27 protein-coding genes and 6 pseudogenes are annotated in these 25,975 nt (G+C 61.6%); 18 read left to right on the forward strand and 15 right to left on the reverse strand.

The window, feature by feature from the left end:
• Positions 1 to 16: 16 nt before the first annotated feature.
• The 6 genes from ABIN98_RS07430 to ABIN98_RS07455 all read right to left on the reverse strand — a co-directional run bounded on the left by ABIN98_RS07430 (position 17) and on the right by ABIN98_RS07455 (position 5,607).
• On the reverse strand, positions 17 to 778 hold the full coding sequence (locus ABIN98_RS07430) for a polysaccharide deacetylase family protein (RefSeq protein WP_346908801.1): 762 nt from the start codon (positions 776 to 778) through the stop codon (positions 17 to 19).
• Complete coding sequence (locus ABIN98_RS07435; protein ID WP_346908802.1) at positions 778 to 1,932, reverse strand: glycosyltransferase; 1,155 nt, start codon at positions 1,930 to 1,932, stop codon at positions 778 to 780. The genes ABIN98_RS07430 and ABIN98_RS07435 overlap by 1 nt, the downstream gene beginning before the upstream one ends.
• A gap of 4 nt (positions 1,933 to 1,936) precedes the next feature.
• Entirely contained in the window at positions 1,937 to 3,079 is a 1,143-nt protein-coding gene (locus tag ABIN98_RS07440) for a glycosyltransferase family 4 protein (protein ID WP_346908804.1), read from the reverse strand.
• Positions 3,080 to 3,105: 26 nt separating this feature from the next.
• On the reverse strand, positions 3,106 to 4,326 hold the full coding sequence (locus ABIN98_RS07445) for a glycosyltransferase family 4 protein (protein WP_346908805.1): 1,221 nt from the start codon (positions 4,324 to 4,326) through the stop codon (positions 3,106 to 3,108).
• A gap of 115 nt (positions 4,327 to 4,441) precedes the next feature.
• The gene (locus tag ABIN98_RS07450) at positions 4,442 to 4,909 is read right to left on the reverse strand and encodes a glycosyltransferase (RefSeq protein WP_346908806.1); all 468 of its coding nucleotides are present in this window, start codon (positions 4,907 to 4,909) and stop codon (positions 4,442 to 4,444) included.
• Entirely contained in the window at positions 4,894 to 5,607 is a 714-nt protein-coding gene (locus ABIN98_RS07455; RefSeq protein ID WP_346908807.1) for a hypothetical protein, read from the reverse strand. Before ABIN98_RS07455 ends, ABIN98_RS07450 begins: the two co-directional genes overlap by 16 nt.
• Positions 5,608 to 5,824: 217 nt before the next feature.
• Between ABIN98_RS07455 and ABIN98_RS07460 the strand changes: the two genes are divergently transcribed.
• From ABIN98_RS07460 to ABIN98_RS07495, 8 genes and pseudogenes are all read left to right on the forward strand, one after another.
• The gene (locus tag ABIN98_RS07460; RefSeq protein WP_346908808.1) at positions 5,825 to 6,073 is read left to right on the forward strand and encodes a hypothetical protein; all 249 of its coding nucleotides are present in this window, start codon (positions 5,825 to 5,827) and stop codon (positions 6,071 to 6,073) included.
• Between the two features lie 13 nt (positions 6,074 to 6,086).
• Positions 6,087 to 7,331, forward strand: coding sequence for an ABC transporter ATP-binding protein (locus ABIN98_RS07465; RefSeq protein WP_346908810.1), 1,245 nt, complete (start codon positions 6,087 to 6,089; stop codon positions 7,329 to 7,331).
• Positions 7,313 to 8,416: a hypothetical protein gene (locus tag ABIN98_RS07470; RefSeq protein ID WP_346908812.1), complete on the forward strand. Its 1,104-nt coding sequence runs from the start codon at positions 7,313 to 7,315 to the stop codon at positions 8,414 to 8,416. Before ABIN98_RS07465 ends, ABIN98_RS07470 begins: the two co-directional genes overlap by 19 nt.
• An 89-nt stretch (positions 8,417 to 8,505) precedes the next feature.
• Positions 8,506 to 8,960 (forward strand): annotated as a pseudogene (locus ABIN98_RS07475) (cyclic nucleotide-binding domain-containing protein).
• 133 nt (positions 8,961 to 9,093) lie between these two features.
• Positions 9,094 to 9,405, forward strand: coding sequence for a hypothetical protein (locus tag ABIN98_RS07480; protein WP_346908813.1), 312 nt, complete (start codon positions 9,094 to 9,096; stop codon positions 9,403 to 9,405).
• A gap of 171 nt (positions 9,406 to 9,576) precedes the next feature.
• Positions 9,577 to 9,801, forward strand: coding sequence for a hypothetical protein (locus tag ABIN98_RS07485; protein ID WP_346908815.1), 225 nt, complete (start codon positions 9,577 to 9,579; stop codon positions 9,799 to 9,801).
• Between the two features lie 599 nt (positions 9,802 to 10,400).
• Complete coding sequence (locus ABIN98_RS07490; RefSeq protein ID WP_346908817.1) at positions 10,401 to 11,276, forward strand: adenylate/guanylate cyclase domain-containing protein; 876 nt, start codon at positions 10,401 to 10,403, stop codon at positions 11,274 to 11,276.
• Positions 11,277 to 11,482: 206 nt separating this feature from the next.
• Positions 11,483 to 12,251 (forward strand): annotated as a pseudogene (locus ABIN98_RS07495) (SDR family NAD(P)-dependent oxidoreductase).
• A 177-nt stretch (positions 12,252 to 12,428) separates the two neighbouring features.
• Here ABIN98_RS07495 and ABIN98_RS07500 read toward each other — a convergent pair.
• Positions 12,429 to 12,773, reverse strand: coding sequence for a VOC family protein (locus ABIN98_RS07500; protein WP_346908819.1), 345 nt, complete (start codon positions 12,771 to 12,773; stop codon positions 12,429 to 12,431).
• 157 nt (positions 12,774 to 12,930) lie between these two features.
• On the opposite strand from ABIN98_RS07500, the gene ABIN98_RS07505 reads away from it, so the two are divergent.
• From ABIN98_RS07505 to ABIN98_RS07520, 4 genes and pseudogenes are all read left to right on the forward strand, one after another.
• The gene (locus ABIN98_RS07505; RefSeq protein ID WP_346908843.1) at positions 12,931 to 13,299 is read left to right on the forward strand and encodes a MerR family transcriptional regulator; all 369 of its coding nucleotides are present in this window, start codon (positions 12,931 to 12,933) and stop codon (positions 13,297 to 13,299) included.
• A 357-nt stretch (positions 13,300 to 13,656) separates the two neighbouring features.
• Entirely contained in the window at positions 13,657 to 13,971 is a 315-nt protein-coding gene (locus ABIN98_RS07510; RefSeq protein ID WP_346908821.1) for a cupin domain-containing protein, read from the forward strand.
• A gap of 338 nt (positions 13,972 to 14,309) precedes the next feature.
• Complete coding sequence (locus ABIN98_RS07515) at positions 14,310 to 14,603, forward strand: hypothetical protein (protein ID WP_346908823.1); 294 nt, start codon at positions 14,310 to 14,312, stop codon at positions 14,601 to 14,603.
• Between the two features lie 3 nt (positions 14,604 to 14,606).
• A pseudogene (locus ABIN98_RS07520) lies at positions 14,607 to 15,849 on the forward strand (HlyD family secretion protein).
• A gap of 229 nt (positions 15,850 to 16,078) precedes the next feature.
• On the opposite strand, the gene ABIN98_RS07525 reads toward ABIN98_RS07520, so the two are convergent.
• The 5 genes from ABIN98_RS07525 to ABIN98_RS07545 all read right to left on the reverse strand — a co-directional run bounded on the left by ABIN98_RS07525 (position 16,079) and on the right by ABIN98_RS07545 (position 18,927).
• The gene (locus tag ABIN98_RS07525) at positions 16,079 to 16,603 is read right to left on the reverse strand and encodes a lytic murein transglycosylase (protein ID WP_346908824.1); all 525 of its coding nucleotides are present in this window, start codon (positions 16,601 to 16,603) and stop codon (positions 16,079 to 16,081) included.
• A 53-nt stretch (positions 16,604 to 16,656) separates the two neighbouring features.
• The gene (locus tag ABIN98_RS07530; RefSeq protein ID WP_346908826.1) at positions 16,657 to 16,812 is read right to left on the reverse strand and encodes a lytic murein transglycosylase; all 156 of its coding nucleotides are present in this window, start codon (positions 16,810 to 16,812) and stop codon (positions 16,657 to 16,659) included.
• Positions 16,809 to 17,114 carry a lytic murein transglycosylase gene (locus ABIN98_RS07535; RefSeq protein WP_346908828.1) on the reverse strand — a complete coding sequence of 102 codons (306 nt, stop codon included), beginning with the start codon at positions 17,112 to 17,114 and terminating at the stop codon, positions 16,809 to 16,811. Before ABIN98_RS07535 ends, ABIN98_RS07530 begins: the two co-directional genes overlap by 4 nt.
• A gap of 149 nt (positions 17,115 to 17,263) precedes the next feature.
• On the reverse strand, positions 17,264 to 17,773 hold the full coding sequence (locus ABIN98_RS07540; RefSeq protein ID WP_346908830.1) for a hypothetical protein: 510 nt from the start codon (positions 17,771 to 17,773) through the stop codon (positions 17,264 to 17,266).
• Positions 17,774 to 17,922: 149 nt separating this feature from the next.
• The gene (locus ABIN98_RS07545; protein WP_346908831.1) at positions 17,923 to 18,927 is read right to left on the reverse strand and encodes an SH3 domain-containing protein; all 1,005 of its coding nucleotides are present in this window, start codon (positions 18,925 to 18,927) and stop codon (positions 17,923 to 17,925) included.
• 391 nt (positions 18,928 to 19,318) lie between these two features.
• On the opposite strand from ABIN98_RS07545, the pseudogene ABIN98_RS07550 reads away from it, so the two are divergent.
• From ABIN98_RS07550 to ABIN98_RS07570, 5 genes and pseudogenes are all read left to right on the forward strand, one after another.
• Positions 19,319 to 20,493 (forward strand): annotated as a pseudogene (locus tag ABIN98_RS07550) (ABC transporter substrate-binding protein).
• Positions 20,494 to 20,606: 113 nt separating this feature from the next.
• Entirely contained in the window at positions 20,607 to 21,491 is an 885-nt protein-coding gene (locus ABIN98_RS07555; protein ID WP_346908845.1) for a branched-chain amino acid ABC transporter permease, read from the forward strand.
• Complete coding sequence (locus ABIN98_RS07560) at positions 21,488 to 22,441, forward strand: branched-chain amino acid ABC transporter permease (RefSeq protein ID WP_346908835.1); 954 nt, start codon at positions 21,488 to 21,490, stop codon at positions 22,439 to 22,441. Before ABIN98_RS07555 ends, ABIN98_RS07560 begins: the two co-directional genes overlap by 4 nt.
• Positions 22,438 to 23,193 carry an ABC transporter ATP-binding protein gene (locus ABIN98_RS07565; protein WP_346908837.1) on the forward strand — a complete coding sequence of 252 codons (756 nt, stop codon included), beginning with the start codon at positions 22,438 to 22,440 and terminating at the stop codon, positions 23,191 to 23,193. The genes ABIN98_RS07560 and ABIN98_RS07565 overlap by 4 nt, the downstream gene beginning before the upstream one ends.
• Positions 23,190 to 23,902, forward strand: a pseudogene (locus ABIN98_RS07570) (ABC transporter ATP-binding protein). Before ABIN98_RS07565 ends, ABIN98_RS07570 begins: the two are co-directional and overlap by 4 nt.
• An 8-nt stretch (positions 23,903 to 23,910) precedes the next feature.
• Here ABIN98_RS07570 and ABIN98_RS07575 read toward each other — a convergent pair.
• Both ABIN98_RS07575 and ABIN98_RS07580 read right to left on the reverse strand, forming a co-directional pair.
• On the reverse strand, positions 23,911 to 24,354 hold the full coding sequence (locus ABIN98_RS07575) for a LysR substrate-binding domain-containing protein (protein WP_346908838.1): 444 nt from the start codon (positions 24,352 to 24,354) through the stop codon (positions 23,911 to 23,913).
• Positions 24,355 to 24,409: 55 nt separating this feature from the next.
• Positions 24,410 to 24,802 (reverse strand): annotated as a pseudogene (locus tag ABIN98_RS07580) (LysR family transcriptional regulator); the annotation flags it as partial.
• Positions 24,803 to 24,900: 98 nt separating this feature from the next.
• Between ABIN98_RS07580 and ABIN98_RS07585 the strand changes: the two are divergent.
• Entirely contained in the window at positions 24,901 to 25,188 is a 288-nt protein-coding gene (locus tag ABIN98_RS07585) for a DUF1330 domain-containing protein (RefSeq protein ID WP_346908840.1), read from the forward strand.
• A gap of 86 nt (positions 25,189 to 25,274) precedes the next feature.
• Here the strand turns inward: ABIN98_RS07585 and ABIN98_RS07590 are convergent, their stop codons facing one another.
• Positions 25,275 to 25,868 carry a class I SAM-dependent methyltransferase gene (locus ABIN98_RS07590; RefSeq protein WP_346908842.1) on the reverse strand — a complete coding sequence of 198 codons (594 nt, stop codon included), beginning with the start codon at positions 25,866 to 25,868 and terminating at the stop codon, positions 25,275 to 25,277.
• Positions 25,869 to 25,975 lie beyond the last annotated feature (107 nt).

Genomic DNA, 25,975 nt, shown 5'->3' on the forward strand with positions numbered 1-25,975 from the left:
CCTCTGCCGGTCATCCCTATTCCGCGAACAGGTCCTTCACCGGCGGCCATTCGGCGCCTTCGTGATGCGCGGCGATGGCGAAGAACTCTTCAAGGAAGGCATAGCAGCCTTCCTCGTGCGCCAGATGGTGGGACAGGATGCCCAGCGGTTCCCCCGGATTGGTGCGGCGGCGGCAGAGCTGGAGATCGAGGCGGATGGCGGCGCTGTTCCAGCCGATGAAGCGGCGGTCCTTCTTCCACCGGATGATATCGAGGTGGGTCTGCACCTGATGCGTCCGCGGAAAATTCATCCAGGTGAAGGTGGACAGGCCGGGCAGCCCGATTTTCGGCAGGCGCCGCGAGATCTCCGGTGCGATCCTGTTCCACGGCGGCACCATGGCATGCACGAAGCGGTCGCCAAACAGGATTTCCAGCTTTGCCTTGCCTTCAGCCAGTTGGCCCAGCAACTCATCCGGATCGCGGCGGGTGCCGAGTTCGGCGGCGCCCTCGCCGAGGTCCTTGCGCTGGAAATTCTTGTGCTGCCAGCCGTGCTGCAGGACAATGGCGTGCGGTTCTTCCGCCAGCCGGTCGGCCAGGGCCTGCGTGGCGTTTTTCGGAATGACGGCGAGCGCCACATCGACGCCGTGTTCGTTGGCAATCGACAGCAGCCGGTCAAGGTCTTCCGTCGGCTCGATAGCATCGTCGTCGCGCCACCAGAAGCGGACCTTCCGACCCCGCTTGGCGAACCAGTCGAGGTGGGCGGTCAGCTCCGAGCGGAACCTTGCAAGGCCATCCTCCATCAGCCCCGCGCCTTCAGGTCTTCCATGAGAACATCCGCGCTCTTGTCCGCGCCGCCCAGAAGCACGTGATGATGGGAGCGCGGCAATGCCAGCGCGTCGTCGGCCGCCTGGGCGAGTTTCTCCGTGGTCAGGTTATGCTCTTCGGCGACCACGACACGGCCGCGCGCGGCCAGGGCCTTTGCGCGCTGCGCCTGTTCGGTTTCAGTCGCCTGTGCAAAGGGGACGAGGACGGACGGAACACCGGCATCGAGAATATCGAGGATGGTGTTGTAGCCGGCCTGGCTGACGGAGAGACGCGCCCGTTTGAGCATGCCGGTGAAGTCGGGCCGTGCACGTTCCACGATGACGCCCTCGCCCGCCCTTCTCCGGTAATCCTGGAAATCCTCTTCGGAAATATTGTGACCGACCAGGATGCGCCAGGTGCAGTCGCCTGCCCGGCGCGACAGCGGACGGGCATCCACCGCAGCACTCAGGAACGCCTCGGCCAGCGCGCCGCCACCGCAGGAAACGATCACCTCGTCCTCGCCGTCGCCCTCTGGCGGCTCGGGCCGGTCACCGGCGCGCATCACGTAGCCGGTGTAGCGCACCAGGTTTTCCACCTTGTGGGCGAAGGGGAAGCTGTCGGCCAGGGTGATGAAATCCGGATCGGCATGGACGAGCACCCGGTCGTAATAGGCGAGCGCCTTGTCGGCCATCCACTCCTCTTTCCAGAGCTCGTTCTTGGGCACGAGGATATCGCGGACGGAACAGGCGATCACAGGCGGCTTATCAAGCGCCTTCACCGTATCGAGAACGCTTGCCAGCTCGAATTCGAACTGTCGGCGGCCGAAGGGATAGGTTTCCGTAAGCAGAAGATCGTAGGGTTTTGCGGCGAGCGCCTTAAGGGTCGCGGCCGTGCGCATTTCCTTCCAGGCGGGATCGATATCGTCGCCATCGAGGGTGATGATCCGGCTGAAGGCCGCGTTCGCACTTTTGGCCGGCGGCAGCTGGACGATTTCCAGGCCCGTGGTGTCGAGGGTCGGCGGCAGCAGGTTGCCCGTGGCCAGGGTCACCTCGACGCCGCGTGCCACCAGCGCCTTGCCGATGGCGGCAGCGCGCACCGCATGGCCGGTTCCCAGAAGGTGCTGGACATAGATGAAGGCGGTCTGGGTCATGGGATCAACTGTCCTGCTTTTTCCTGGAACGGACGTTCCTGTAATGGTCTTGCGCGGCTTTGAGGAAGGCGTCAAGGCGTGCGGCACCGGCTTCCAGCGAATGGTCCTGCGCAATATGCGCCGCAGCAGCCGCGCCGAAGGCCCGGACTTTCATGGGATCGGTCAAAACGTTGCGAAGCCGATCCGCAAACGCCTTCGCGTCGCCTTCAGGAGCCAGCAGGCCGGTGACACCGTCCTGGACAATTTCCGGGACACCGAGCGCATCGCCGCAGATAACGCCGGTCCCCGCCGCCTGGGCCTCCAGGGTAACGAAGCCGAAGGCCTCGCGAATGGCCGGCCAGACGAACAGGTCATGGGCGGCATATTGGGCGGCAAGCTGTTCGGGCGGCATAGCCCCGAGCCAGCGGATACGATCGGCGGGAAACAGCGCCAGAACATGATCCCGCGCGGGGCCGTCGCCGATGATCGTGAGTTGCCACGGCAGATCCCGGACAAGCCCGAGCGCCTCGGCAAGGACTTCGTAAGAGCTGGTCTTATCGCCCTCGCGCATCATGCCGACGGTCAGGAGCTTCAGCGGCGCCTGAACGGGCGGGCGCGGTGTTTTCGCGGCTTCCTCGAAGGCACGGCTGTCGAGAAACGGCAACAGCACGCCCGGACGGGGATCATCCGGGTCGGTGAAAAACGGCAGCAGCCGTTCCCGATCCCAGTTGTGGATGGCCGCCACCGCGTCGGACCGGTGAAGAGCCTCGTCGGCGGCCTGAAAGCCGAGCGCCCAGGGGCCGGTCTTCCGTTTCAACGCCCGGCTCGCCTCCACAATGACGTAAGGCAGCCCGAAACGGTCGGCCAGCGCCGGACCGATCCAGTCGGGCGCCTTGTGGTAGAGGTGATAGGTCAGGAACAGATCCGGCCGATAGCTTTCCCGGGTCCAGCTTTCGGCAACTCGTTCCGCCTCTTCCAGAGCCGCATCACGGACGGCCGTCAGCGCCTCATCGCCGCCGTCCTTGCGCCAGGAGCGGAAACGGCTGGCGATCCGAACCTCGTGGCCGGCACTTTCCAGCGCCTTTACGATCAGCCTGCCCATGGTCCGGTCGCCGGACGGCACCGAGTCGTCGATCGGCTTCATCGGGGCTGTGAAGGCAATTCTCAAGATGCCGGGTTCCGTTTCGTGATGCTCTAAAGGACTTTCCTGAATTTCTTCGCCAGATGATCGAGACCCGGCTCGGTAGCGAAATGCGTCCGCACATGCTTTGACGAGGCGATCCCGAGCCGGTTCCGTTCCGCCGGATCCCGGATCAGGTCCGCGATCGCCTTAGCCAGCATAGCCGGATCTCCGGGCTGTACCAGCCGTCCGGTTTCGCCGTCGGTGATCAGTTCGGGAATGGCGGACACCTCGGTGGACAGGCAGCACAGGCCCATCGATTGGGCTTCCATCAGCACATTCGGCAGGCCGTCACGGTCGCCGGTTTTCGCCAGCTTGGAAGGCAGGACGAACAGGTCGGCCTCCTGGCAGGACTTGATGACCTCTTCCCGGGGCTGCGCGCCGCGCCAGGTGATCCGGTTGGACAGTTTCAGCTTCTCTGCACGGGCCTTCAGCTTGTCGGCGAGCTGGCCGCCGCCGATATGGGTAAAGTGCCAGTTCAGATCCTGCGGCAGCTTGGAAAGTGCCGTCAGGAGATCGTTGTAGCCCTTCTTTTCCACCGCGCGGCCGACGGACAGCAGGCGCACCGGATCGCCGGACCCGTCGCGTGTGGAATGCCCGCCTTCAGGCATCGGAAAATCGGTGAAATCCAGGCCGTGATAGACCAGTTCGACCTTCTCCGGATCCTTGCACAGGCTTTTCAGGTAGGTCGCGTTGGCACCGGTGCAGGTGACACCCCAGGCGGCATCGTCGAGCTTGGTTCTCAGATCCCATTCCGGGCTGGTCCAGATGTCCTTGGCGTGCGCCGAGAACGACCATCCTCTGCCCGACAGATGCGCCGCGTAGCGCGACGCCGAACAGGGTGTGTGCAGATAGTGGGTATGGATCCAGGTGACATCTTCGGGAAGCTCATGGGCAAAGACGCACCCTTGCGCCCAGCGCCGGTAGCGGCTCGGGTTCTTCTCGTGCTTCAGATCGGCTTCGAAAAGCTTCAAGGCCGCCTCATAGGTCGGCTGTTGCTCCGCCCAGCGCCGCGCCTTCCTGACACGCGCTGGATCGTCGGAAATATATTCCGGCAGGTAGAGCACCTCCGCCGATATCTGGCGGTGCAGCTCGTGAATATAGGGATCGTAGGGTTCGCGGAGCGCCACGATCAGGATCGGAACACCGCGCCGTTCGAGGCCGAGCATTTCCTGCGCGATGAAGGTTTCGGACAGGCGCGGATAGCCTTTGACCACGACGGCGATACGGGACATGCGGTTTCTCGGGCTCAGCGTTTCTTGAACGGGATTTCCAGGAGGGGCTTAAGGAGGCCTTTAAACGATGGCCCGCTTCGTTTCGACACGGGCGGTGCGGTTTTCCTCAAAGATCTCACCGACCCTGGTGCCGATGATATCCAGCCCGCCGAGCAGGTTTTTCGATCCCGGCGGACGAAGGCTTCGGGTTCTTGGGCAACCGGGCAAGGGCATCCGCCATCAGACCCGGGTCCGGATACCGTTCGATGGGCAGCACGGTGAGGATTCCGCTCTGCTCCGCCCGGTCGGCGCGGATCGCCTGTTCCCGGCGCGGTATGATCCGCGGCACCATCAGCGTCGGCTTGTCGAAGGACAGGATCTCGCAGAAGGTGTTGTAACCGCCCATCCCAACGATCGCGGTGGCATTGGCGAGATAGGGTTCGATCTGCGGCGTGAAGCGGAGGATCGAAACGTCACGCAGGTTCTCAGCCCTTTCCGCGAAATGGGCCACATGGGCTGCCGGCATGAACGGCCCAAGAATGATCAGCGCGGGAAACAGGGGGCGCTTTCTCGCCTCATAGGCGCGCATCACCCAGTCGACCATTTCCACACCGTCACCGCCGCCGCCGGGCGTGACCAGGATATAGGGCTCGTCGTCGAAGGGGCAGGCTTCGGCAAGTGCTCCGCCCCTTCCGGCAAGTCGCGGCGCAGATATCCGGTATAGCGGACCTTGTCGAGGACGGTTTGCGGGACGTCCATGCCCTCCAGCGGATTGCACACGCTCTCAGGGCCATAGACCCAGATTTCGTCGTAAAGGTCTTTCAGCGCCGGGAAGACGTTCTTGCGGTCCCACTCCCGTTTCAGGATTTCTGGATCGTCCATGACATCGCGCAGGCCCAGCACCAGGCGCGTATCGGTGTTCTTGAGCGCCTCCAGGGTTCCCAGAACCTCGCCGCGAAGACCGAGCGGCTCCTTGTCGACGATGAAAATGTCCGGCGCGAACACTTCCGCCGTGTGCTCGATGATCGACGACCGGATCGCCAGGGTATGATCGATATTCAGGTGCAGCGACAGCGGCGTATATTCACCGTCGCGCAATTTGATCACGCCGGGGATTCGCACGAAATCGACCCGGGAGCGGAACTCGAAACTGCCGATGATCGGGGAACCGGACAGAATCAGGACCGACAGGGTCTCAAACGTCCCCACCAAGGAATGCGCAATGGCCCTGCAGCGGCGCAGGTGCCCAAGCCCGAAGGAATCATGGCTGTAGATCAGGATCTTCGGTGAGTTGGAACGCATACTTCCCCTAAACTGCGCCTGACTGCCCTGGGGTTTTATGTCCCAGAAACGACCATTTTGTCACGTCTTGTGTTGCGGAAATGATCAGCTTGTTTGCCAGTGTGGCATTTCCGTTTATGACTTTGTTATTCGCGGGTAGCACATCCGGGCTGTCCGGTTAATATAATTCACTGGCTGTGTGTGCACGCAGTTGCACTTTATCAATTTGGATGCCGACATGGAAAAGAGCCTGTTTCGCTTCATCTGGAAGTTCAGTGCACGCCAGCAGATTTTCATTCTTCTTATCACGATCATCTCCTATCCGATCACCTACGTTCTGCTCGAGCTGCCGAAGCTTATCGTCAATGACGCGGTTCAGGGAGACGGCTTTCCCCGCGACATCCTCGGCCTGGAATTCGACCAGATCTCCTATCTGTTCCTGTTGTGCTCCGCGTTCCTGGCCCTCGTCGTCGCTTCCAACGGCTGAAGCTCTACATCACGTGTTCAAGGGCCGGCTCGGCGAACGCATGCTGCGCCGGCTGCGCTTCGATTTGTTCCAGCGGGTGTTGCGTTTCCGGCTGCCGCATTTCCGGAAAGTGAGTTCGGGCGAAATCATCCCGATGATCACGGCCGAAGTCGAGGATGTGGGCGGCTTCATCGGCGAAGCAATCGCGCTGCCGGCCTATCAGGGCGGCATGCTCGTGGTGCAGCTCGGCTTCATCTTCATGCAGGATCCCCTGCTCGGCCTGGCCGCGATCAGTTCCTATCCGATCCAGGGCTATGTGATCCCGAAACTGCAGCGCAAGGTGGTGCTTCTGGCGCGCAAGCGGGTGAAGAACGTCCGTCTGATTTCCGACAAGATCGGCGAGAGCATTTCAGGTGTCCCCGAAATCCACGCAAACGACACGTCGGCCTGGCATTCGGCGGATTTTTCCGACCGGCTCTACGAAAACTTCAAGCTTCGCTACGAGATCTTCAATCGAAAATACTTCATCAAGTTCCTCAACAACTTCATGAACCAGCTCACGCCGTTCTTCTTCTATCTGATCGGCGGCTATCTGGTGATTGAAGGCAACATGAGCATCGGCGCCCTGCTCGCGGTGATTGCCGCCTACAAGGACCTGGCCGGCCCCTGGAAGGAACTGCTGGCCTATTACCAGATCGTGGCGGACGTCGACGTGAAGTACCAGACCGTGGTCGAGAACTTCGATCCGCCGGACATCTATCCGGTCGAACGCCTGACCTCCGACGAACACATCCAGCTGTCCGGAGACCTGAAGCTGAGCAACGTCTCCTTTTCCGGCGGCGCGGCTGGCCAGGAAGTCATGGATATCTCCATGACCGTGCCGGCCGGAAAATCCTGTGCCGTCATCGGACAGGACGGGTCGGGCCGGTCGGAGGTCCTGCAGCTTGCCGCCGGGCTTGTCAGCCCGTCATCGGGACGCGTCGAGATCGGAGACCAGGACCTCGACCGGCTGACAGCCGCGACCCTCGGCCGCGAAATCGCCTATGTCGGCGGTGCCATCCATATCTGGACGGGGACCATCCGGGACAATCTCTATTACGGCCTGCGCCATCGCCCGATCACGACGCTCGAGCGTTCAGGGGAGGCCTTACGGGAATACAATCGCCGGCTCCTGGAGGCCAAGGAGACAAGAACCCGACCTATGACATCGAGGCCCTTTGGGACGACCTGTCCGCGACAGGTGCCGCAAATGAGGAAGCGTTGGATGCCGATGCGCTGAAGCTGCTCGCCGCGGTCGGACTGGACGCGGATGTCTACCGCCTGGGTCTCCAGTCCCGCTTCGATCCGGGAATGAACGAGACCTTTGCGGAACGGATCTTGACCGTCCGCCGGGAACTGACCGACCGGATCGCCCAGGATCCCAAGCTCAAGGATCTGGTCGAACTGTGGGATATCAAGACCTTCAACCCCAGCGCCAGCCTCGCGGAAAACCTGTTCTTCGCGGTACCGACCGACCCGGAAATTACCCCGGACATGATGCCGGAGATTCCGGAGGTCAAGGACTTCCTGGCCAGTGCCGGCCTCGACAAGAAGTTCCAGGAAATCGGCCTCAAGATCGCCGAAACCATGGTCGAACTGTTTGCGAACGTCAGCGGCGATAGCGGCTTGCTCGGCAACTATTCGTTCATTACCCAGGACGAGCTGCCGGACTTCGAGCGCATGATCCGGGTCGCGCGTTCCGGTCAGCAGAAGCCGGGGCTTTCGGAGAACGACAAGGTCCGGCTCCTGTCGCTGGCCTTCAAGCTGGTACCGGCCCGCCATCGTCTGGGCATCATGAACGACGAACTGCAGTCCCAGATCATCGCGGCCCGCGCCCAGTTCCGCGACCAGGTGGTCGAGAAGGACGACAAGTTCCTCGCGATCGATCCGAACCTCTACCTGCCGCCGCTGACGATCGAAGACAACCTCCTGTTCGGCCGCGCCCGCGTCGACCGCAGGGATGCACGCCAGAGGATCGACCAGGTCCTGCGTTCCGTTGTGGAGGAAACAGGCCTTCGCGAACCGATCACTTATGCGGGCTTCAGCTATCATGTGGGCATTTCTGGCTCTCGCCTGTCCGCCCAGCAACGCCGACGCCTGGCGCTTGTCCGCGGTCTTCTGAAGAATGTGAAAGTCACCATTCTTGACGATATCGCCACAGGGCTCAGCGACGAGGACAAGGCTTTGCGCCAGTCGATCCGCACCGTTCTTGAAGGCCGCACCCTATTGTTCGGCACACCGAACGAAGAGGTTGCCGCCGAATTCGAGCATGCGGTTACCCTTGATCAGGGCCGGATCGCATCGAAAGGCACTCAGGATGCTTGAGGAACGGCAACCAAGATGCTTTTCTGAAACCCGCGTACCGGCAAAGGCCGGCAGATATCTCGCCGTCTCTGACGGCAAAGGAGGTTAGTGTGTCTTTGGATAGCGAAGTCGGGGCCCTGCGCAAGGTTCCCTTGTTCAGGGGTATCGACGATACAAAGCTACGACTTCTTGCCTTCATCAGCGACCGGATGGAGTACAAGACCGGTGAACGGTTGTGCACACAGGGCGAGGAAGGCGATTCCGCCTTATTATCCTGAAAGGGGCCGCGGACGTCCTGGTCAACACGCCCGATGGAGAAAAGGCTGTGGCGAAGGTCGAGGCCAATTCCATCGTCGGAGAGATCGCCATCCTGTGCGATGTGCCGAGAACCGCAACCCTTGTCGCGGCGAACGACATGGACGTGCTTACGGTTTCCAAGGATGATTTCCTGAAGCTCCTGAAGGAATTTCCGGATATGGCCCTTGAGGTCATGCGCACCCTTGCCCTCCGGCTGGAGCAGACGACGCGCGATCTCGCCGCGGCCCGCTCGGGCGCGGCGGCTTGAAGGAGTATTGAGTGGACGACCAGTTTTTCGCTTCGCTGTTGGGGTGCGCGCGGCTCGACGCCGACGCCGGGTGCCAGCACGCTCCGCTACGGCGGGGAGACGACCTGTTTCGAAATTCGCGCCGGCAATTCGCTTGTGCTGGTCGACTGCGGCTCCGGCGCGCGGAATTTCGGCGCGGATCTGTGCCAGTGCGAGCCGGTCGCCTTCGATCTCCTGTTCACCCCATACCCATCTGGACCACATCTGCGGTCTGCCGTTCTTCAAGCCCGCCTACGATCCCCGCTTCGAGGTAAACGCCTGGGCGGGACATTTCCTGGACGAGACCAGCCTGGTGGACATTGTCGAGCGGATCATGTCACCGCCGATCTTTCCGGTTGCCGCGAAGACCCTGAAAGCGGTGAATTTCCGCACATTCCAGGCCGGCGACACCCTGCCCGCGCAATGATGACCTGGTCATCAGGACTGTCCGGCTCAATCATCCTGGTGGCGCCTGCGGATACCGGTTCGACTACGACGGCAAATCGATCTGCATCATCACCGACCACGAGCATGGGCGATCCGGAGATCGATGCCAATGTCCGCAGCTTCGTGGAGGGTGCCGATGTCATGATCTACGATGCCATGTTCACCGACGACGAATACGAAACCTATAAAGGTTGGGGGCCATTCCACGTGGCAGAAGGCGGTTGCCCTCGCCCGGGAGGCAAGCGTCAAGGTGCCGGTACTGTTCCATCACGACCCGCGCCGGTCAGACGACGAACTCGATGAGATCGGCATGGCCGCGGACGCCGCCTACCCAGGAACGCTGGTCGCGAGCGAGGGCATGCTGCTCAAGCCGTAGCCGCGTTCTGCCGATCACGCGGGATCACAAAGCCTGACGAAGGCTTGCCGTCGCCGGCAAACCGTCCAATTGCTGACGAAATTACCGTATCATACCCGATACGAACCAAACGAGACGGCGATGGCGGGTATTCGCGACACTATCAGATCCATCTTCCGGGGAGGGTTACCTGAAGCCGGTATACCTGAACGGGTCCGCGCCGAATTCCGGCTGCGCGAAGCAGAGTCGGAGCGCCTGATCGGCTGGGTTCAGCTTGCCCTGGTCCTGTTTTTTCTCCACTCTCTACGCGATTGCCCCTCGCGCGGAAGGAACCGCCGGGTTCAATTTCGTTCCGCTTGCTCTTGGCATCTACTTGCTTTTCACCCTCGTCCGGCTGGTCCTCTCCTATCGGATCGTCCTGCCGACCTGGTACCTGGTCGTTTCCATAGGGGTCGACATGGCGCTGCTGGTCGGCCTGATCTATTCCTTCCACATCCAGTACAATCAGCACCCGACCTTCTATCTGAAGGCGCCGACGCTGATGTACATGTTCATCTTCATCAGCCTTCGCGCCCTGCGTTTCGATCCGCGCTTCGTTCTGACCACCGGCCCTCGTCGCGGTGTGCGGCTGGGTTGGCCTGGTGCTCTACGCCGTTGTCGCGGACATGGGCAGCATGCGGGTCACCCGGAACTATGTCGAATACCTGACCAGCAATTCTATCCTGATCGGCGCCGAACTGGACAAGACCGTCGTCATCATCACCGTGACAGCGATCCTGACCGCCGCGCTCTACAGAGGACGGAAGATGATGATGGCCTCCATACGGGAACAGACGGCGGCAAGTGATCTTCGCCGCTTCTTTGCGCCGGAGGTCGCCGCCTCCATCACTGGAGCCGAAGACCGGCTGCAGGCAGGCGAAGGTGTCGTGCGGGACGCGGCCATCCTCTACGTGGACGTCCGGAACTTCACCCGGACAGCGAACAACCTGCCGCCGGAGAAGGTCATGGCCGTGCTGGCCGCCTATCAGGAGATGGCAGTTGCCGTCATCGAACGGGAAGGCGGCCGCGTGGACAAGTTCCTCGGCGACGGCATCCTGGCGACCTTCGGCGCGATCCACCCTTCCGAGACCTATGCCGCCGACGCCCTGAGGGCCGCCCGGGAGGTTGTCGTGGCAACGCAGGACAAGAAGGATCTGTTTCAGGTCGCGGGCTGGCCAGGCGACTTCAGGATCGGCACTGCGGTTGCGGCGGGTCCAGTCACCGTCGGTGTCGTCGGCGCCCATGACCGCCTCGAATTCACCGTCATCGGAGACGCGGTCAACCGGGCCGCCAAACTGGAAGACGCCAACAAGCAGGAAGCCTCCTTGGCGCTCACCGATGCCGCGACCTGGGATCTGGCCGTGGCTCAGGGGTATGACGGATTGCCCGCCCTGGATCGCTTCGCCCGCCCGATCGGCGGTCTTGCCGTCCCCCTGGACCTGAAGGTGCTGGCCTAGGGTCAGGGCCTCGGATTTGCTGCCTTCAAAGCTTTGAAATGCTCCCCTGGCTGATTTCACCCTGCCGGTTGCATTGGCAATTGTATTTCTGCCCTTGACCTCGCGGATAATTCAGGCCAGTTTCCATCCGTCAGTTTACGTCAAAGTCAAAAGAATAAAAAATACGACGTAATATCAATATTTTAAATCTGGGATGCGGAGGCAATATGCAACTTAACGATCAAATCGCCGCGGTGGTCACTGGCGGCGCATCCGGCCTGGGCGCCGCGACGGCACGTATGCTCGCCTCTCAAGGCGTCAAGGTGGCGCTGTTCGATCGCGACCAGACACAGGGCGAAGCGGTCGCAAAGGAAATCGGCGGTCTGTTCGTCAGTGTCGATGTGACCGACCAGGCAAGCGTCGAGGCCGGCTTTGCGGCAGCACGCGCGGCCCACGGAACGGAACGCATTCTGGTCAACTGCGCCGGGATCGCCCCGGTCGCCAAGACCACCTCGCGCGGTGAACCCCATCCGATGGACATGTTCGAGAAGGTGATTGCCGTCAATCTGGTCGGCTCGTTCCGTTGCATTGCGCTCTCGTCCACTGCCATGGCGGAACTGGAACCGCTGAACGAAGACGGAGCCCGTGGCGTGATCGTCTCCACCGCCTCGGTTGCGGCCTTCGACGGCCAGATCGGTCAGGTCGCCTACGCGTCCTCCAAGGCCGGCATTGCCGGTATGACCCTGCCGGTCGCACGCGATCTGTCCAAGTCCGGCATTCGGGTCATGACCATCGCACCGGGCATTTTCGAAACGCCCATGCTTTTAGGCCTGTCGCAGGAAGTCCAGGACAGCCTCGGCCAGCAGGTGCCCTTCCCTTCCCGTCTTGGACGCGCAACGGAAATATGCCCAGCTGGTCAAATCGATCTGCGAGAACGACATGCTGAACGGCGAGACCATCCGCCTGGACGGCGCCATCCGCATGGCGCCCCGGTAAGCTGCTGCTTCCGGTAGCATCGCCCGAGGTTAAATTTCGAAATCAGTTTGCGAGGCGGCTTGTTCTCAAGCCGCCTTTTGCATGTGCACCCCTGACTGTTTCCGACACGTTCATCCGTGCTGGAGGGCATCTGCTCAAGAGGGATAGCTCACCACCTCGAACTCGATACCATCGGCGTCATCGAAGTAGAACCGGCGTCCCGGTTCGTAATCGGCGTGACTGTGCGGGCTTATATCCCATGGCCTTGACCTTTCCCTCGGTCGCATCCAGGTCGTCGACGACCACACCGACATGGTTGAGCCCGCCCCGGGTCGTGTAGCTGTCCTGCGGGTCTTTCGGATCCCCGAGTGAATAGACCGCCACATAGGAACTGTCGTTGCCGACATGAACCGCGAAGCCGCCGGCCTTCGCCTCCCCCTGCCAGCGGATATACCAGCCGAACAGATCGGCGAGCCTTTCCGCGGTTTTCAGCGGGGTCGCTGACGGTGATGTTTGACAGTGTTCCAGAAACGCTTCGGCCATCGGCCTTCCTCCTGTTTGACTTGAACAGGTTCCTGATCTAGGACCTCAACCTTACTTGAGGTCAAGGGCTGGATGAAAAATATGGCACGGATCAAAGGGAAACCAGCCTCTGTCGATAGGCGACCTGGCGGCACGGACCGGCCTGTCCGTATCCGCGATCAGGTTTTACGAGACCAAGGGGCTTGTTACGCCGGCCCGCAATGGAGGCGGCCAGCGCCGGTTCCTGCGGTCCGATATCCGCCGGCTTTCCTTCGTCCTGATCGCCCAGGAATTCGGTTTCAACCATCGCCGAGATCGCAGAGCACCTGAAGTCCCTTCCGGAAGGACGAACGCCGACGAAGCGGGACTGGACCCGCATCAGCCAAGACCTTCCTCGGTCATCTCGACAGAAAGATTGAAACCCTCAACAGGCTGCGTGACCGGCTCGACAGCTGCATCGGCTGCGGTTGCCTGTCACTGGAAAGCTGCGCGCTTTACAATCCGGAAGACCGCGCCGGTCATAGCGGAACCGGCCCGCGTTTCGTGATTGCCCCCCTCGCAATCCAATCTGGAATGGGCCGATACGGAAAGGGTGGAGCAGTAACCTCTTTTTTCCTGTCTTCGGCTAGTCTCCGGCCAAACAGAGCGGGAAACTGACCATGGTCGCAATCACATTCGCCTTCTGGCCGCGTTCGCTACATTTGCCATTCCAGTGCTGCCAGCACTGACATCGCCGTCGCTCGCAGCAGATACTTCGATCTCACCGGTCGCGAAGCCAAAAGCGCCGGTTCCGCCGGCCGTTCAAAAACCGAAGCCGGCTGCGTCGGTAGGAGAAGCCCGCAAGCGGTCCCGCTGAAACGCCGTACAAGAAAGTCGTGGGACGTCTTCACCGGCGATACGACCATTGCCGGCGAGAAGGTCGCCTTTCCGGCGGAAAATCCCGGGCATCACGTCCCTGATCGTCACCATGGAGCCGGGGGAAAAGACCGCCTGGCACCAGCACGGCACGCCTCTTTACGCCTATATTCTGGAAGGTGATCTGACCGTGACCTACGAGGGGATCGGCGAGCGCCACTACAAGCCCGGCGACGGGTTTCTGGAGGCCATGCATGTGACCCATCAGGGGCATAACACGGGTACGACGCCGGTGCGGATCCTGGCCGTGTTTCTTACTGGCGACGACAAAAAACCGACGATACCGGAGAAGGCCCCGCAATAGCCTGTTGGTGCACCGGCCGGCTGCTTCGACTTTCACGTGTGACACAGCCGCTTCCCTCGCTTCCGTCTGCAGCTATACTCACCTTGCGTAATTTAAGTCATTGCATCAGTGGGCCGTGTGCCAAGTGGAACGGCCTGCCGCTTGGGAGCAGTCATGAGCGACAATATTCACCCGCTGGCAGCCCATCAACATACCTCACTTTCTTCCCGGACCGGACGGCAGCGATCCGCTGATGACGGTCATGATCGTCGCCCTCATCGCCCTCGTGATCCTTGTCGGGTCGCTCTACCTCCATCTGCATGCCCTGCCGGAACGTGTCGTCCCATGGCAATGAGCGGATGCAGATGGAAATCGTCGCCATCCTGCCCTGGTCGCTCTGTTCACGCACAAACAATCTGTTCTGGATCGCCGCCCTGATCCTGGCCTTCATTCAATTGCCCGATCTCCAGACACCGCTAAATTCCATCGCGGCCACGCTGGCCGGGCTCACCGGACGCAAGGAAATGGAAGCCGTTGGCGACGGTGCCAGTGCGCCGTCCGAGACGGCGGTTCCAAATGCCTTGTCCGAAACATCAGGGAAAGCGACTTCATCGCCCACCGGGGCAGACGCTCCGCCTGCAGAGAAGGTATAAGCCATGTTTGAGCTTCTTTTCTGCGCGAACCCTCACGATCCTGCCCGACTACCTGATCCGCCGCTATGTCCAGGACAAGCGCATCGGCCGGGAAATCACTCTGTTCACGGTCTGGTACGAGCTGCGCTACGGCATCGTGACCTGTTTCATGCTGACCGTGTCGTTGATCACATTGATCTTTTATTCCACCCGACCGCGGTCAGTGCGACGCTTGTCTTCCGCACGATACCGATCCTGCCGGAGACCGCAGGGCGCGTGGAGGAGGTTTATTTCGAGCCGGGGCTGCAGAACGAGGTCAAGGCGGGCGATCCGATCTTCCGGCTCGACAGTTCCCGCCAGAAAGCGGATGTCGACACCAAGACGCTCCAGGTGGCCGAAATCGAGGCCGAGCTAAAAACGGTCGAGGGGCGAACTGGCGGTTGCCGCTAGCCAGGTGGACCAGGCGAAATCGGCTCTCAAACAGGCGACGGACGAACTGGATACAAAGACCGAGTTGCGCGACCGCAACCAGAACGTGGTCAGCGAGCGCGAAGTCGAGAAACCTCCAGACAATGGTCGACAGCCGGAAAGGCGCCCTTGCTGCCGCCATGGCCAACCAAGACCTGGTGACGACGAAAATCGAGGTCGTTCTGCCGCAAGACTGAAGAGCCTGCCGGCCCAGCTCCATGAAGCGGAGATCGAACTCGGCAAGATGACCGTTTATGCGGGCGTAGACGGTTTCCATCGATCAGTTCACCCTGCGGGTCGGCGATATCGTCAATCCGCTTCTGCGTCGGCTGGGGTCCTGATCCCGGCCGATGCGGGCCGCGGCCGGATGATCGCGAGTTTCGCCCAGATCGAGGCACAGGTGATCAAGCCGGGCATGTTTGCCGAAGCGGTGTGCTCGTCCCTGCCCTTCACCGTCATCCCGATGATCGTCACCGAGGTGCAGCCGCATATCTCCTCCGGGCAGATCCGCGCGAGCGATCAGCTGATCGACGCGGCACGCCAGATCCAGCCCGGGACGATCACGACCTTTATGGAACCGCTTTATCCGGGTGGCCTCGACAAGGTGGCGGCCGGCAGCCAGTGTGTGGCCAATGCCTACACCAGCAATCACGAACGGCTGTCCTCGGATCCGTCCATCGGCACGGGCGAATACATCTTCCTGCATGCGATCGACACGGTCGGTCTGGTCCACGCCATGCTGCTCAGGCTCCAGGCGATCCTGTTCCCGGTCCAGACGCTCGTGCTGACGGGGCACTGAACACGAAAAAGGCGCCGGTTCCGCGGCGCCTTTTTGAAAACGTGTCAGATAACTGACAAGAGGTGCCCGTCAGAGCCTCGCCAGCAATTGCGGTGTCGGCCAGCCGTCGGCAGGCATGCCGAGCTTTCTTCTGCATCTCCTGCACCGCATGGCGGGTGCCTGAGCCGAGAATTCCCGTCGATCTTGCCGACGTCGTAGCCGAGATCCTGGAGCTTCTTCTGGAGCTGTTTCATCTGCGGGTCGTCCAGCCCGGATCCGGATTGCCCCTGGTTATAGACCTGCGCACCGCCCAGGCGGGTCGCCAGATAGGCGGCGGACGTCGTGTAGACGAAGGACTGGTTCCATTCCAGATAGATGTCGAAGTTCCGATAGGCCAGGAAAGCAGGTCCCTTCGCCTTGGGGCAGGATCACCGCGGCGGGCACGTTCGCAATCGAGCCCTGACGCGGCTTCACGCCCATGCTGGCCCACTCGCTGCCGTTCCTGCGCTGATCGAGCCCGGTCGTTTCCCATGGAAAAATTGCCCGGCAGGCTGACTTCCTGCAACCAGGGCTCTCCGCGCTTCCAGCCCAGGTGCTGAATGAAGTTGGCGCCTGTCAGGATCGCATCGGCGGAACTGGCCTTGACGTTGACGTGACCGTCACGGTCGCCGTCCACGCCGAAGCGGATGATATCGGCAGGGAGCATCTGCACCTGGCCGATCTCGCCGGCCCACGCCCCTGTGGTACCGCGCGGATCGAGATCGCCATGCTGCATCCATTTCGATCGCCGCAATCAGCTGCGGCCGGAACAGGTGCGGCCTGCGGCAGTCATGGGACAGGGGTCGCCAGTGCATTGACCGTGTTGAAGTCGCCCTGATACCCGCCGTAATCCGTTTCCTCCAACGCCCAGAAAGCGGTGATCACCGGCGCAGGAACGCCGTAGTCCTTTTCCGCTCGGTCAAAGACGCGGGCCCACTTTTTCATATTGGAGGCGCACGTGCCTGCAGCCGGTAGCTTGAGATGGCGCGCTTGGAAAAGGTCAGGAAGTCCAGCTTGAACACCCCTTGGGCCCGGTCCCTGGACAAAACCTTGCGATCGATCTGCGCCCCGGAAAGCGTGCGGTCCGCGGCGCGGGCCGACAGACCGGAGGCAACCGCTTCCTGCTTGACGCCTTCCAAGAACTGACGGAAATCGCCGCCACACGGGACCTTGGCAAAGGCTGGCGAGGCAACTGCGACCGTAAGGCCGGCAAGGACGGAAGCGGCGGTGCGGGAGAAAAGGTTCATGAGGGGTCTCTGATCGAACAAAATTCAGGGCAAAAACGGACAAAATTTCCGGGCACAGTTGACGTTGCCCTATCCCCGACGTCAACAGGCTTTCAGGGCTTCTCCACGAAGAGACAGGCCAAACGGCAGGAAAACGGCAGACCTCAACCTCAGGGGCAGCCGCTTCCGGCGCGTATCGTTCCGTCCGGCAAGGGCGGGATCGGCTGGGTGGTCGCCGAAGAGGTGCAGCCGGGCGTGACATTCGGACTGCCCATCGGCTCCGGCTGGTAATTCGCCGGCGAATTCTCGTTGATGCACATCTGATAGGCCATGTCGTAGAGCGACTGCCAGCCTTCAGGCGTCGATCCCATGTTGTCCAGGACGCTCAGGGCTGCCCCGGCGCGCGCGCCACGTTGGGCGCCGCTGCGGCCAGCCCAGGCGCCGCCGACAACGGCGCCGCGCATGCCTTCGTCGATCATGTCGCCCGTCGGGTCGCCGCTGCCCGCATGGGCGTCGGCATAGTCCCGGGCGTACTCCTCACAGCTTGAAAGACTGCCGCCGGCATGGCCTGGGGCGGCGCCGAGCAGGACCGTTGTGGCAGCCAACAGGATGGCAAGTGGGCTGAGACGGGATTTGCCGGCCTGAGTTGCAGTATGGTTATCCGGTTCGGAGCCGATCATGGGAACCTCTCTCGACTTTTGGGTTGGTCGGCCGGATCGTAATCGCTCCGGCTTGCCTCACCCTTGTCTGTCGCGGAAACATGGAAGCGGGATGTTAGGTCTGAAATCCTAACATCCGGATACTTTCCGGCCACTTCGGTGCGGGACTGTCACCCCTTGCCGTCGACAAACTTCTTCCCGACAAAGCCGGATTGGCCGTTGACGCTTACCGCACACCACCAATTATCGCAGGATCCGACACGGACCGCGGACCCTTTCGGCACGACCATCACGACCGGCGCGTCCTTTTCAGCCGCGCTGCGCAGATTGACATCGGCCGTCACGCTCGCGGTTTCCGTCACCGGTCCGGTATCCAGCGTATTTGCAGATGCTGCCGGCGCCGCCGGAGTGGCGACAGGCATTGCAGCAGATGACTTTCGGGCGGCGGCGGAAATCGCCTGCTGGCCCTCCTCCCAACCGGCATGAGGGTTCGGAACGGACGCATAACCGAGAACAGGGAGCGAAGACCGGATGCCGGGACGCGCCGGTAAACCTGCCTGCCTGACGGAACCGGCAGGCCCGGTCCCTTCCTGCGGTATTTTCGCGACGCGAGCCTGGTTCTTGATCTTGAGCGCTTTCTGGTTGGGATCGGCGGCCTGCGCGGAATTGAAGCGCAGGTCAAACCCCGACTCGTTCAAAGCTTGCGCCTGAGCCGAGGCAGAGGCATCCGGCCCGGTCTCCTTTGCCGGCTCTGTCGTTGTCTGCCCTTCAAGCGATACCGTCTTTACGGCGATAGGGCCGGCATCCGGGTTCGATAGGTGGCCGGCAGCGTAATTCATTGTCCCCGCAGCCAGCACCAGCAGGAGCCCGGCAGCGGACGCAACTGCGACCGGCAACAGGCGAAAACGGGCTTCTGACGTCGTGTTCCCGGCGTTTTCAGCGAGTTGGCTGACGGGGGCCACCGTCGGCTTTCGCAGAACTTCCGGGATCATCAGATCACCGTCGTCTTCTGCTTCTCCACCTCGCAAGCGGGGCGGTGCCGCGGAAGATGCCCGGACGATGGTCAATTCCGGACGCTCCCTGGTGTTTTCGTCCCGATCTGTCGAAAGATCCGGGATCCCGTGAAACTCGGGCGCAACGATCGGCTGCGTGGATGGCGCGGAATACTTGAACATGGTGCCCTCCGTGGACCTGGCGAGCGCGATTTGATTGCGCTCGAACGCCATTTCCCCCTACCCGGGCTCCTATTAATTCGCGCCTATGTGGCGGTATCCGGACCGAAATCGGGCGAGCATCTGAAAATCGCATGACATTTTCTGTCGACCCGACCGACAGGACGCTTGCGAAACGCCCGGAAATTATTTTAAGCTTAAAATATATTCCAAAAGGAGCGTGAGGACGGGAAGGTACGGTCAGGCAGGACCCGCTTTCGCCATTTGCGAGGTCTGAACGATTGTGTGCCGGACCGCCTTGCTATTAATCTGGCTCAGAGTTGGCAGTACTCTGAAGAACAACAAATGAATCGGGAAACTGCCCAATCAGGAAGTTAAGAGGGGGAAGACTATCATGAAGCACATTCTGTCCGCGCTCGCGGTTGGCGCATCGATCGGGCTCGCCGGTCTTGGAGCAGCCACCGCCCCGGCCGGCGCCGAAGGCCTGAAAATCGGTTTCCTGGCCACCCTGTCGGGACCGCCCGCAGTTCTCGGCCAGCACATGCGCGACGGCTTTCTGCTCGGCGTCAAACAGGCCGGCGGCAAGCTCGGCGGGATGGATACCGAGGTCATCGTGGTTGACGACGAACTGAAACCCGATGCAGCACTGACCAAGGTTCAGGGGCTTCTGGAGCGCGACAAGGTCGACATCATGGCCGGCGTCGTCTTCTCCAACGTGATGATGGCGGTCTACAAGCCGGTCGTTCAGTCCGAAACGATCTTCATCGGCACCAATGCAGGCCCGTCTCCGATCGCCGGCAAGGGCTGCAGCAAGTATTTCTTCTCCACCTCCTACCAGAACGACCAGAACCATGAAGTCATGGGCCGCTACGCCAGCCAGAAGGGCTACGGCAAGATGGTCGTCATGGCGCCGAACTACCAGGCGGGCAAAGACGCGATCGCCGGCTTCAAGCGGCACTACACGGGTGAAATCGCGGCCGAAATCTACACCAAGCTCGGCCAGCTCGACTTCTCCGCGGACCTCGCCCGCATCGCTGACCTGAAACCGGACGCGATCTTCACCTTCATGCCGGGCGGGATGGGCGTGAACCTGGTCAAGCAGTACTCACAAGCCGGCCTGAAGGACGCGGTCCCGTTCCTGTCCACCTTCACCGTCGACGAGACGACGCTTCCTGCGACCAAGGATCTGGGGGTCGGGCTTTATTCCGGCGCCGAATGGGCTCCGAACCTGGACAATCCGGCGAATGCCAAGTTCGTCCGCGACTTCAAGGCGGAATACGGCTACGCTCCGTCACTCTACGCTGCTCAGGGCTATGATGCGGCACAGCTGATCGACGGAGCGGTCGCCATGGCCGGCATCAAGGACAAGACCGCTCTACTGTCAGCTCTGAACGCGGCACCGTTCGAAAGCGTGCGCGGCGACTTCAAGTTCAACACCAACCAGTTCTCTCGATCCAGGATTTCTACCTGACGAAGGCGATCCAGAAAGGGAACAGCTATGTGACCGAAGCGGTCGAGAAGGTGTTTGACGACTTCGGCGACGCCTATGCCGGCTCCTGCCGCATGTAAAATCACCGCGTGAAGGCCCGGGCAATGTGCCCGGGCAGTCCCTGGCGCAACCTCATTCGACCGGAACCTTCATCTTGAGCACGACTCTTCTGGCAGTTCAGACCCTGAATGGAATGCAGCTCGGTATCCTGCTGTTCCTGATTGCGGCCGGGCTGACACTGGTCTTCGGTGTCATGGACTTCATCAACCTGGCCCACGGTGTCCAGTACATGCTCGGCGCCTACCTGGCGGTGGCCGCCTACAAGCTGACCGGCTCCTTTTGGATGGCGCTTCCGCTGGCACTGTTCGGCGCGCTGCTCTGCGGCCTGCTACTGGAATTCCTTGTCTTCCGCCATCTTTACGACCGGGATCATCTGGACCAGGTGCTCGCCACGTTCGGCGTGATCCTGTTTCTCAACGAGGCTGTGAAAGCCATCTGGGGCGCCGCACCGCTCTCCGTTCCGGTGCCGGAGCAGCTCGACAGCTCCATCCAGCTCATGGAGAATTTCAATTACCCGATCTATCGGATAGCCCTGCTCGGCTCAGGTCTCGGCGTGGCGGTCCTGCTTTATGTGCTCGTATCCTGGACGCGCGTCGGCATGCTGGTGCGGGCCGGCGCCAGCAACGCGCCGATGGTTGCCGCGCTCGGGGTCAACATTCGCCGGCTTTTCACTGTCGTCTTCGGCTTCGGAGCGATGCTCGCAGGTTTCGCAGGCATCATGGCCGCACCGATCCTGTCGGTCGAGCCGGGGATGGGCGACAATCTCCTGATCCTGGCCTTTGTGGTGATCGTGATCGGCGGCATCGGCTCGATCCGGGGTGCCTTTTTATCAGCCCTCCTGATCGGCCTCGTCGATACGCTCGGTCGGTCCTTCGCCACGGACATCGCCCGTCTCGTCCTGCCGCCGTCCGCCGCCAATGATGTCGGACCGGCCATTGCCTCCATGCTGATCTACATTCTCATGGCCGGCGTCCTGTTCTTCCGCCCAAGCGGCCTGTTCCCGGTGAGAAGCGCATGAGCGGAACCGCCCTCCTCTTCCGCAACCGGGTCGTGCCGGTCCTCCTATTCCTGCTACTGGCTCTCGTGCCGGTCTATGCGACCTATATGGACGACCGGTTCCTCCTCTTGTTCTTCACCCGCATACTCGTGCTCGCCATTGCCGCCGTCAGCCTGGATTTCATTCTCGGGCTCGGCGCTATGGTCAGCTTCGGCCATGCCGCCTATCTGGGGCTCGGGGCCTACGCGGTCGGCATACTGGCCGACAGCGATATCTGGGACGCGTGGATTTCCTTTCCTGTGGCGATCCTTGTGTCGGGCCTGTTCGCCCTTGTTACCGGCGCGATCTCGTTGCGGACGCGCGGCGTCTATTTCATCATGATCACGCTCGCCTTCGGTCAAATGGCCTATTTCACCGCCACGTCGCTTTCCGCCTATGGCGGCGATGACGGTCTCACCTTGTGGGGCCGCAGCGAATTCTTCGACACCGAGATCTTTTCCGATGCCACCTGGTTCTACTATCTGGTTTTCGGGGTTTTGCTCGTCGTCACGCTCCTTTTGAGGCGGATCGCCGGATCGCGTTTCGGGCGGGTGCTCAAGGGCGCCAAGCAGAGTGAGGCCCGGCTTCATGCCATCGGCATCGATCCCTACCGCTACCGGCTGGCCGCTTATGTGATTGCCGGCATGATCGCAGGGCTTGCCGGTGCGCTGATGGCCAACCAGTCGGAGTTCGTTTCGCCTGCCTACATGTCCTGGCACCGTTCCGGTGAACTCATCGTCATGGTCATCCTCGGCGGGCTGGGCTCGCTGTACGGCGCTGTACTGGGGGCCGTCGCCTACATGTCGCTCGAAGAAGTCCTTTCCGGCTACACCGAACACTGGCGCCTGATCTTCGGTCCGCTCCTGATCCTGGTGGTGCTCTATGGCAAGGGCGGACTTCTGGGACTGATCAAGGGAGGCGGAAAATCATGAGCGCTCCCGTTCTCCAGCTGAAGAACCTCAACAAGACTTACGGTGCCCTGCGGGTGACGAAAGACCTGTCGCTGGAGGTGCGCCCCGGCGAGATCCATGCGGTGATCGGACCGAACGGTGCCGGCAAGACCACGCTGATCGGCCAGATTGCCGGCAATGTCCGCTCCGACAGTGGCAAAGTCTTCTTCGGAAACCGGGATGTGACGGCTCTGCCGGTCGCGAGACGGGCGCAACTCGGCCTCGGCCGCTCGTTTCAGATCACGGCGATCCTGCCGGAGTTCTCTGTCCTGGAAAATGTCGCCCTCGGCGTTCAGGCGCATCAGGGACATTCGTTCCACTTCTTCAAGCCGGCCGATACGGACAAGGGTCTCAACCGCAAGGCGCTCGCTATCCTGGACAAGGTCAAGCTTTTCCACCGGGTGGAGACCCGCGCCGGCGATCTCAGCCATGGCGAGAAGCGGGTCCTGGAACTGGCTATCGCCCTGGCGGGCGAGCCGAAGCTGCTTCTTCTGGACGAACCCATGGCCGGGACGGGTCCGGAGGAAACGAAGAACCTGGTGGAGGTTCTGCAAAGCCTCAAGACCACGATCCCCATGCTTCTGGTCGAACATGACATGGACGCGGTGTTCCAGCTCGCGGACCGGATCTCGGTTCTTGTCTATGGCGGCATCATCGCCACCGGAACACCCGATGAAATCCGCAACGACGACAAGGTTCGCGAAGCCTATCTCGGGGAGGACGAAACCGCATGAGCGCGCCGCTTCTCGAAGTTGAGTATCTTCAGGCAGGCTATGGCGATAGCCGGGTGCTGTTCGACGTTTCGCTGACCGTCCATCCGGGCGAGAGGTCGTGACCCTGATGGGCCGCACACGGAATATGGGCAAGACGACGACGATCAAGACGATCCTCGGCATGCTCAAGGCGGAAGCCGGCACCATCCGGATCGGCGGCACGGACATGACCGGCAAGCCGTCCTACCGGGTCGCGCAGACCGGTCTCGGACTGGTTCCGGAAGGCCGGCAGGTGTTTCCGAACCTGACGGTGGAGGAAAATCTCGTCGCCACGGCTGCCAGACGGTCCGGGCGGGCCTGGACGCTGAAGACCGTCTACGGCCTCTTTCCCCGGCTCGAAGAGCGCCGGCGCAATTTCGGCACCCAGCTTTCCGGCGGCGAACAGCAGATGTTGGCTATCGGCCGGGCGCTGATGACCAATCCGAAGCTTTTGATCCTCGACGAGGCGACAGAAGGCCTCGCCCCACTGATCCGCGCTGAAATCTGGTCCTGCCTGAAAGGGCTCAAGGACAACGGCCAGGCCATCCTGGTAGTCGACAAGACGGTTTCCGCCCTGGAAAAGCTCGCCGATCGGCACGTGATCATCGAAAAGGGCAACACGGTGTGGACCGGCACCAGCGCGGAACTTGCCGCCGACCCGACCGTCAAGGCGCGCTTCCTGAGTACTTGAGGCCTCCCTTACCGGCCCAGATAGAGCCCGGCATTGGCCTTGAACGCGTCCGCCGCAAAGCGCATGAACCGGCGGATGCGTTCCACATGCTTCAGATCCGGATGGGTCAGGATCCATATGTCCAGGTAGCGGGCAAGCTCGAACCCCGGAACGCGTTCAAGGTCCGGATCGGGGTCTCCCAGAAAACAGGGCATTCGGCCTATACCCAGCCCCGCCCTGACGGCGGCATGAAGCGCAATCATGTCGTCGCAGACGACCGAGGCGTAGGCATTCGGAAACCGGTCCCGGATTTCCTTCGGCGCCCCCTGGTCCCACCATTTGAAGGTGACACAGGCGATTTCCACCGGATCCGATGTCTTCGACAATGCTTCTTCGTGGATCCGCAGATAGGCCTTCGAAGCGTAAAAGGCCCGGCGCTGCCCGGTCGCCATGCGCCCGAACAGGGGTGTCATCCGGACGGTCGGTGACCCGGACTGCGACATCCGCCTCACGACGCTGCAGGCTTAGTACCTCGTTCGCCGCGATCATGGAAAGCTCGATCTGCGGATGACGCTCCGCAAAACGGGCGACGATTTCCGCCAGCTGAACCTGGAATATGAGCTGGGCGGCGGTTATCCGTAGCGGACCTTCCAGTTCCGTATCCTGGGCGGTAATGCGGGTATCGAGCGCCAGAAGCTCTGTTTCGATTTTTTTGGCAGCCTCAACCGCCTCCGTGCCGGCTGCTGTCGGCACCAACCCGCCCGGAAGTCTTTCAAAAAGCCGCGTACCGAGGCCGGTCTCCAGCGCCGAAAGCCGCCTGGAAACGGTGGAGTGATTGACCCCGAGCTTCCGCGCCGCTCCCGACAGCCCTCCGGCCCTGGCAACCGCCAGTACGAATTTCAGATCGTCCCAGTTCTCCATGGCTGTGCATTATTGCACAGGATGATTCTATTTTTGTGGAATTTCTATCATATGCCGGCGTGCGTAAGGTTTTTCCATCCGAAACAGGAGGAAATTCCATGAGTGTCCAAGCCCTAGCCCTGATCACGATCACCGACCGGGAAACTCTAGCGAAATACCGAGAAGCCGCCGCAGAGGCCCTTGCCAAGCACGGCGGCACAGTTCTGGCGGGCGATCCTTCGCCTGTCGTTCTGGAAGCGGCCGGCGACGTTCCGGACCTGACGGCCCTGCTGGGCTTTCCGAATGTCGAAGCGGCGAAGGCATGGCGTACGGATCCGGCTCTGGCCGAGGTCCATGCCCTGCGCAATGCCGGCGGCAAGTCGACGATTATTGTTCTGCCGAACTGATCCGTTCAGCAGGGATCAAAACGAAGGGGCGCATTGCGCCCCTTCCGAGATCAGATATCGATGGCATTCAGACCGCCCAGAGAGCGTTACCGGACCGGCTTGACCAGCCGCATGCGCCAGGTGACGCCCTTCTTGTCGGAGACGAGGCGGTAGTCGTCGAGGACTTCCCATTTCGTCTCGTCGTCGGTCGATTCCCAGAGCTTTGCAATCAGCTTGTTGGCACCGCTTTCCGGCCGCTTGGGCGAGTACATCGACAAGGCAATGATGCCGTCTTCCTTCAGGAACGGCACGTAGCGGGCAACGACGGCTCCGGGATCGTCGGCAAAATGCAGGACTTCGTTGAAGACGATGGCCGAGAAGCTCTCGCCCGGCTCCGGTTCGAAGCTGTGCATGTCGCCGGCGCGCAGGGCTGCGATCTTCGGGTCGACATTGGCGATTTCCAGCGCTGCCGGTGCCAGGTCCATGCCGACATAGCGCTTCAGTCCCATGGGCGCCAGGCGCTCGTACAGAAGCCCCTCGCCGCAGCCGATATCAAGGACGTCCGACAGCGTGTCGGTCAGGCTCAGCCACATGCCGATGATGCCGTAGCGGCCGCTTTCGGGAAGAGAGCGCAGAAACGCCCAGCGGCCTGCTTCGTATTCCTCGTCCCAACCTTCGGCGGTACTCGCATTCTTCGACATGATTTCTCCGGTTCAAATGGCACCCGGCACGCGTTTCATGCAGCCGGGAGCGATAAAGGTGTCAGACGATCACTTATAGGGATCGGCCGCGTCGCGCAAACCGTCGC

Origin of the sequence: uncultured Roseibium sp. (assembly GCF_963675095.2) — a bacterium.
Taxonomy (GTDB): Bacteria; Pseudomonadota; Alphaproteobacteria; order Rhizobiales; family Stappiaceae; genus Roseibium.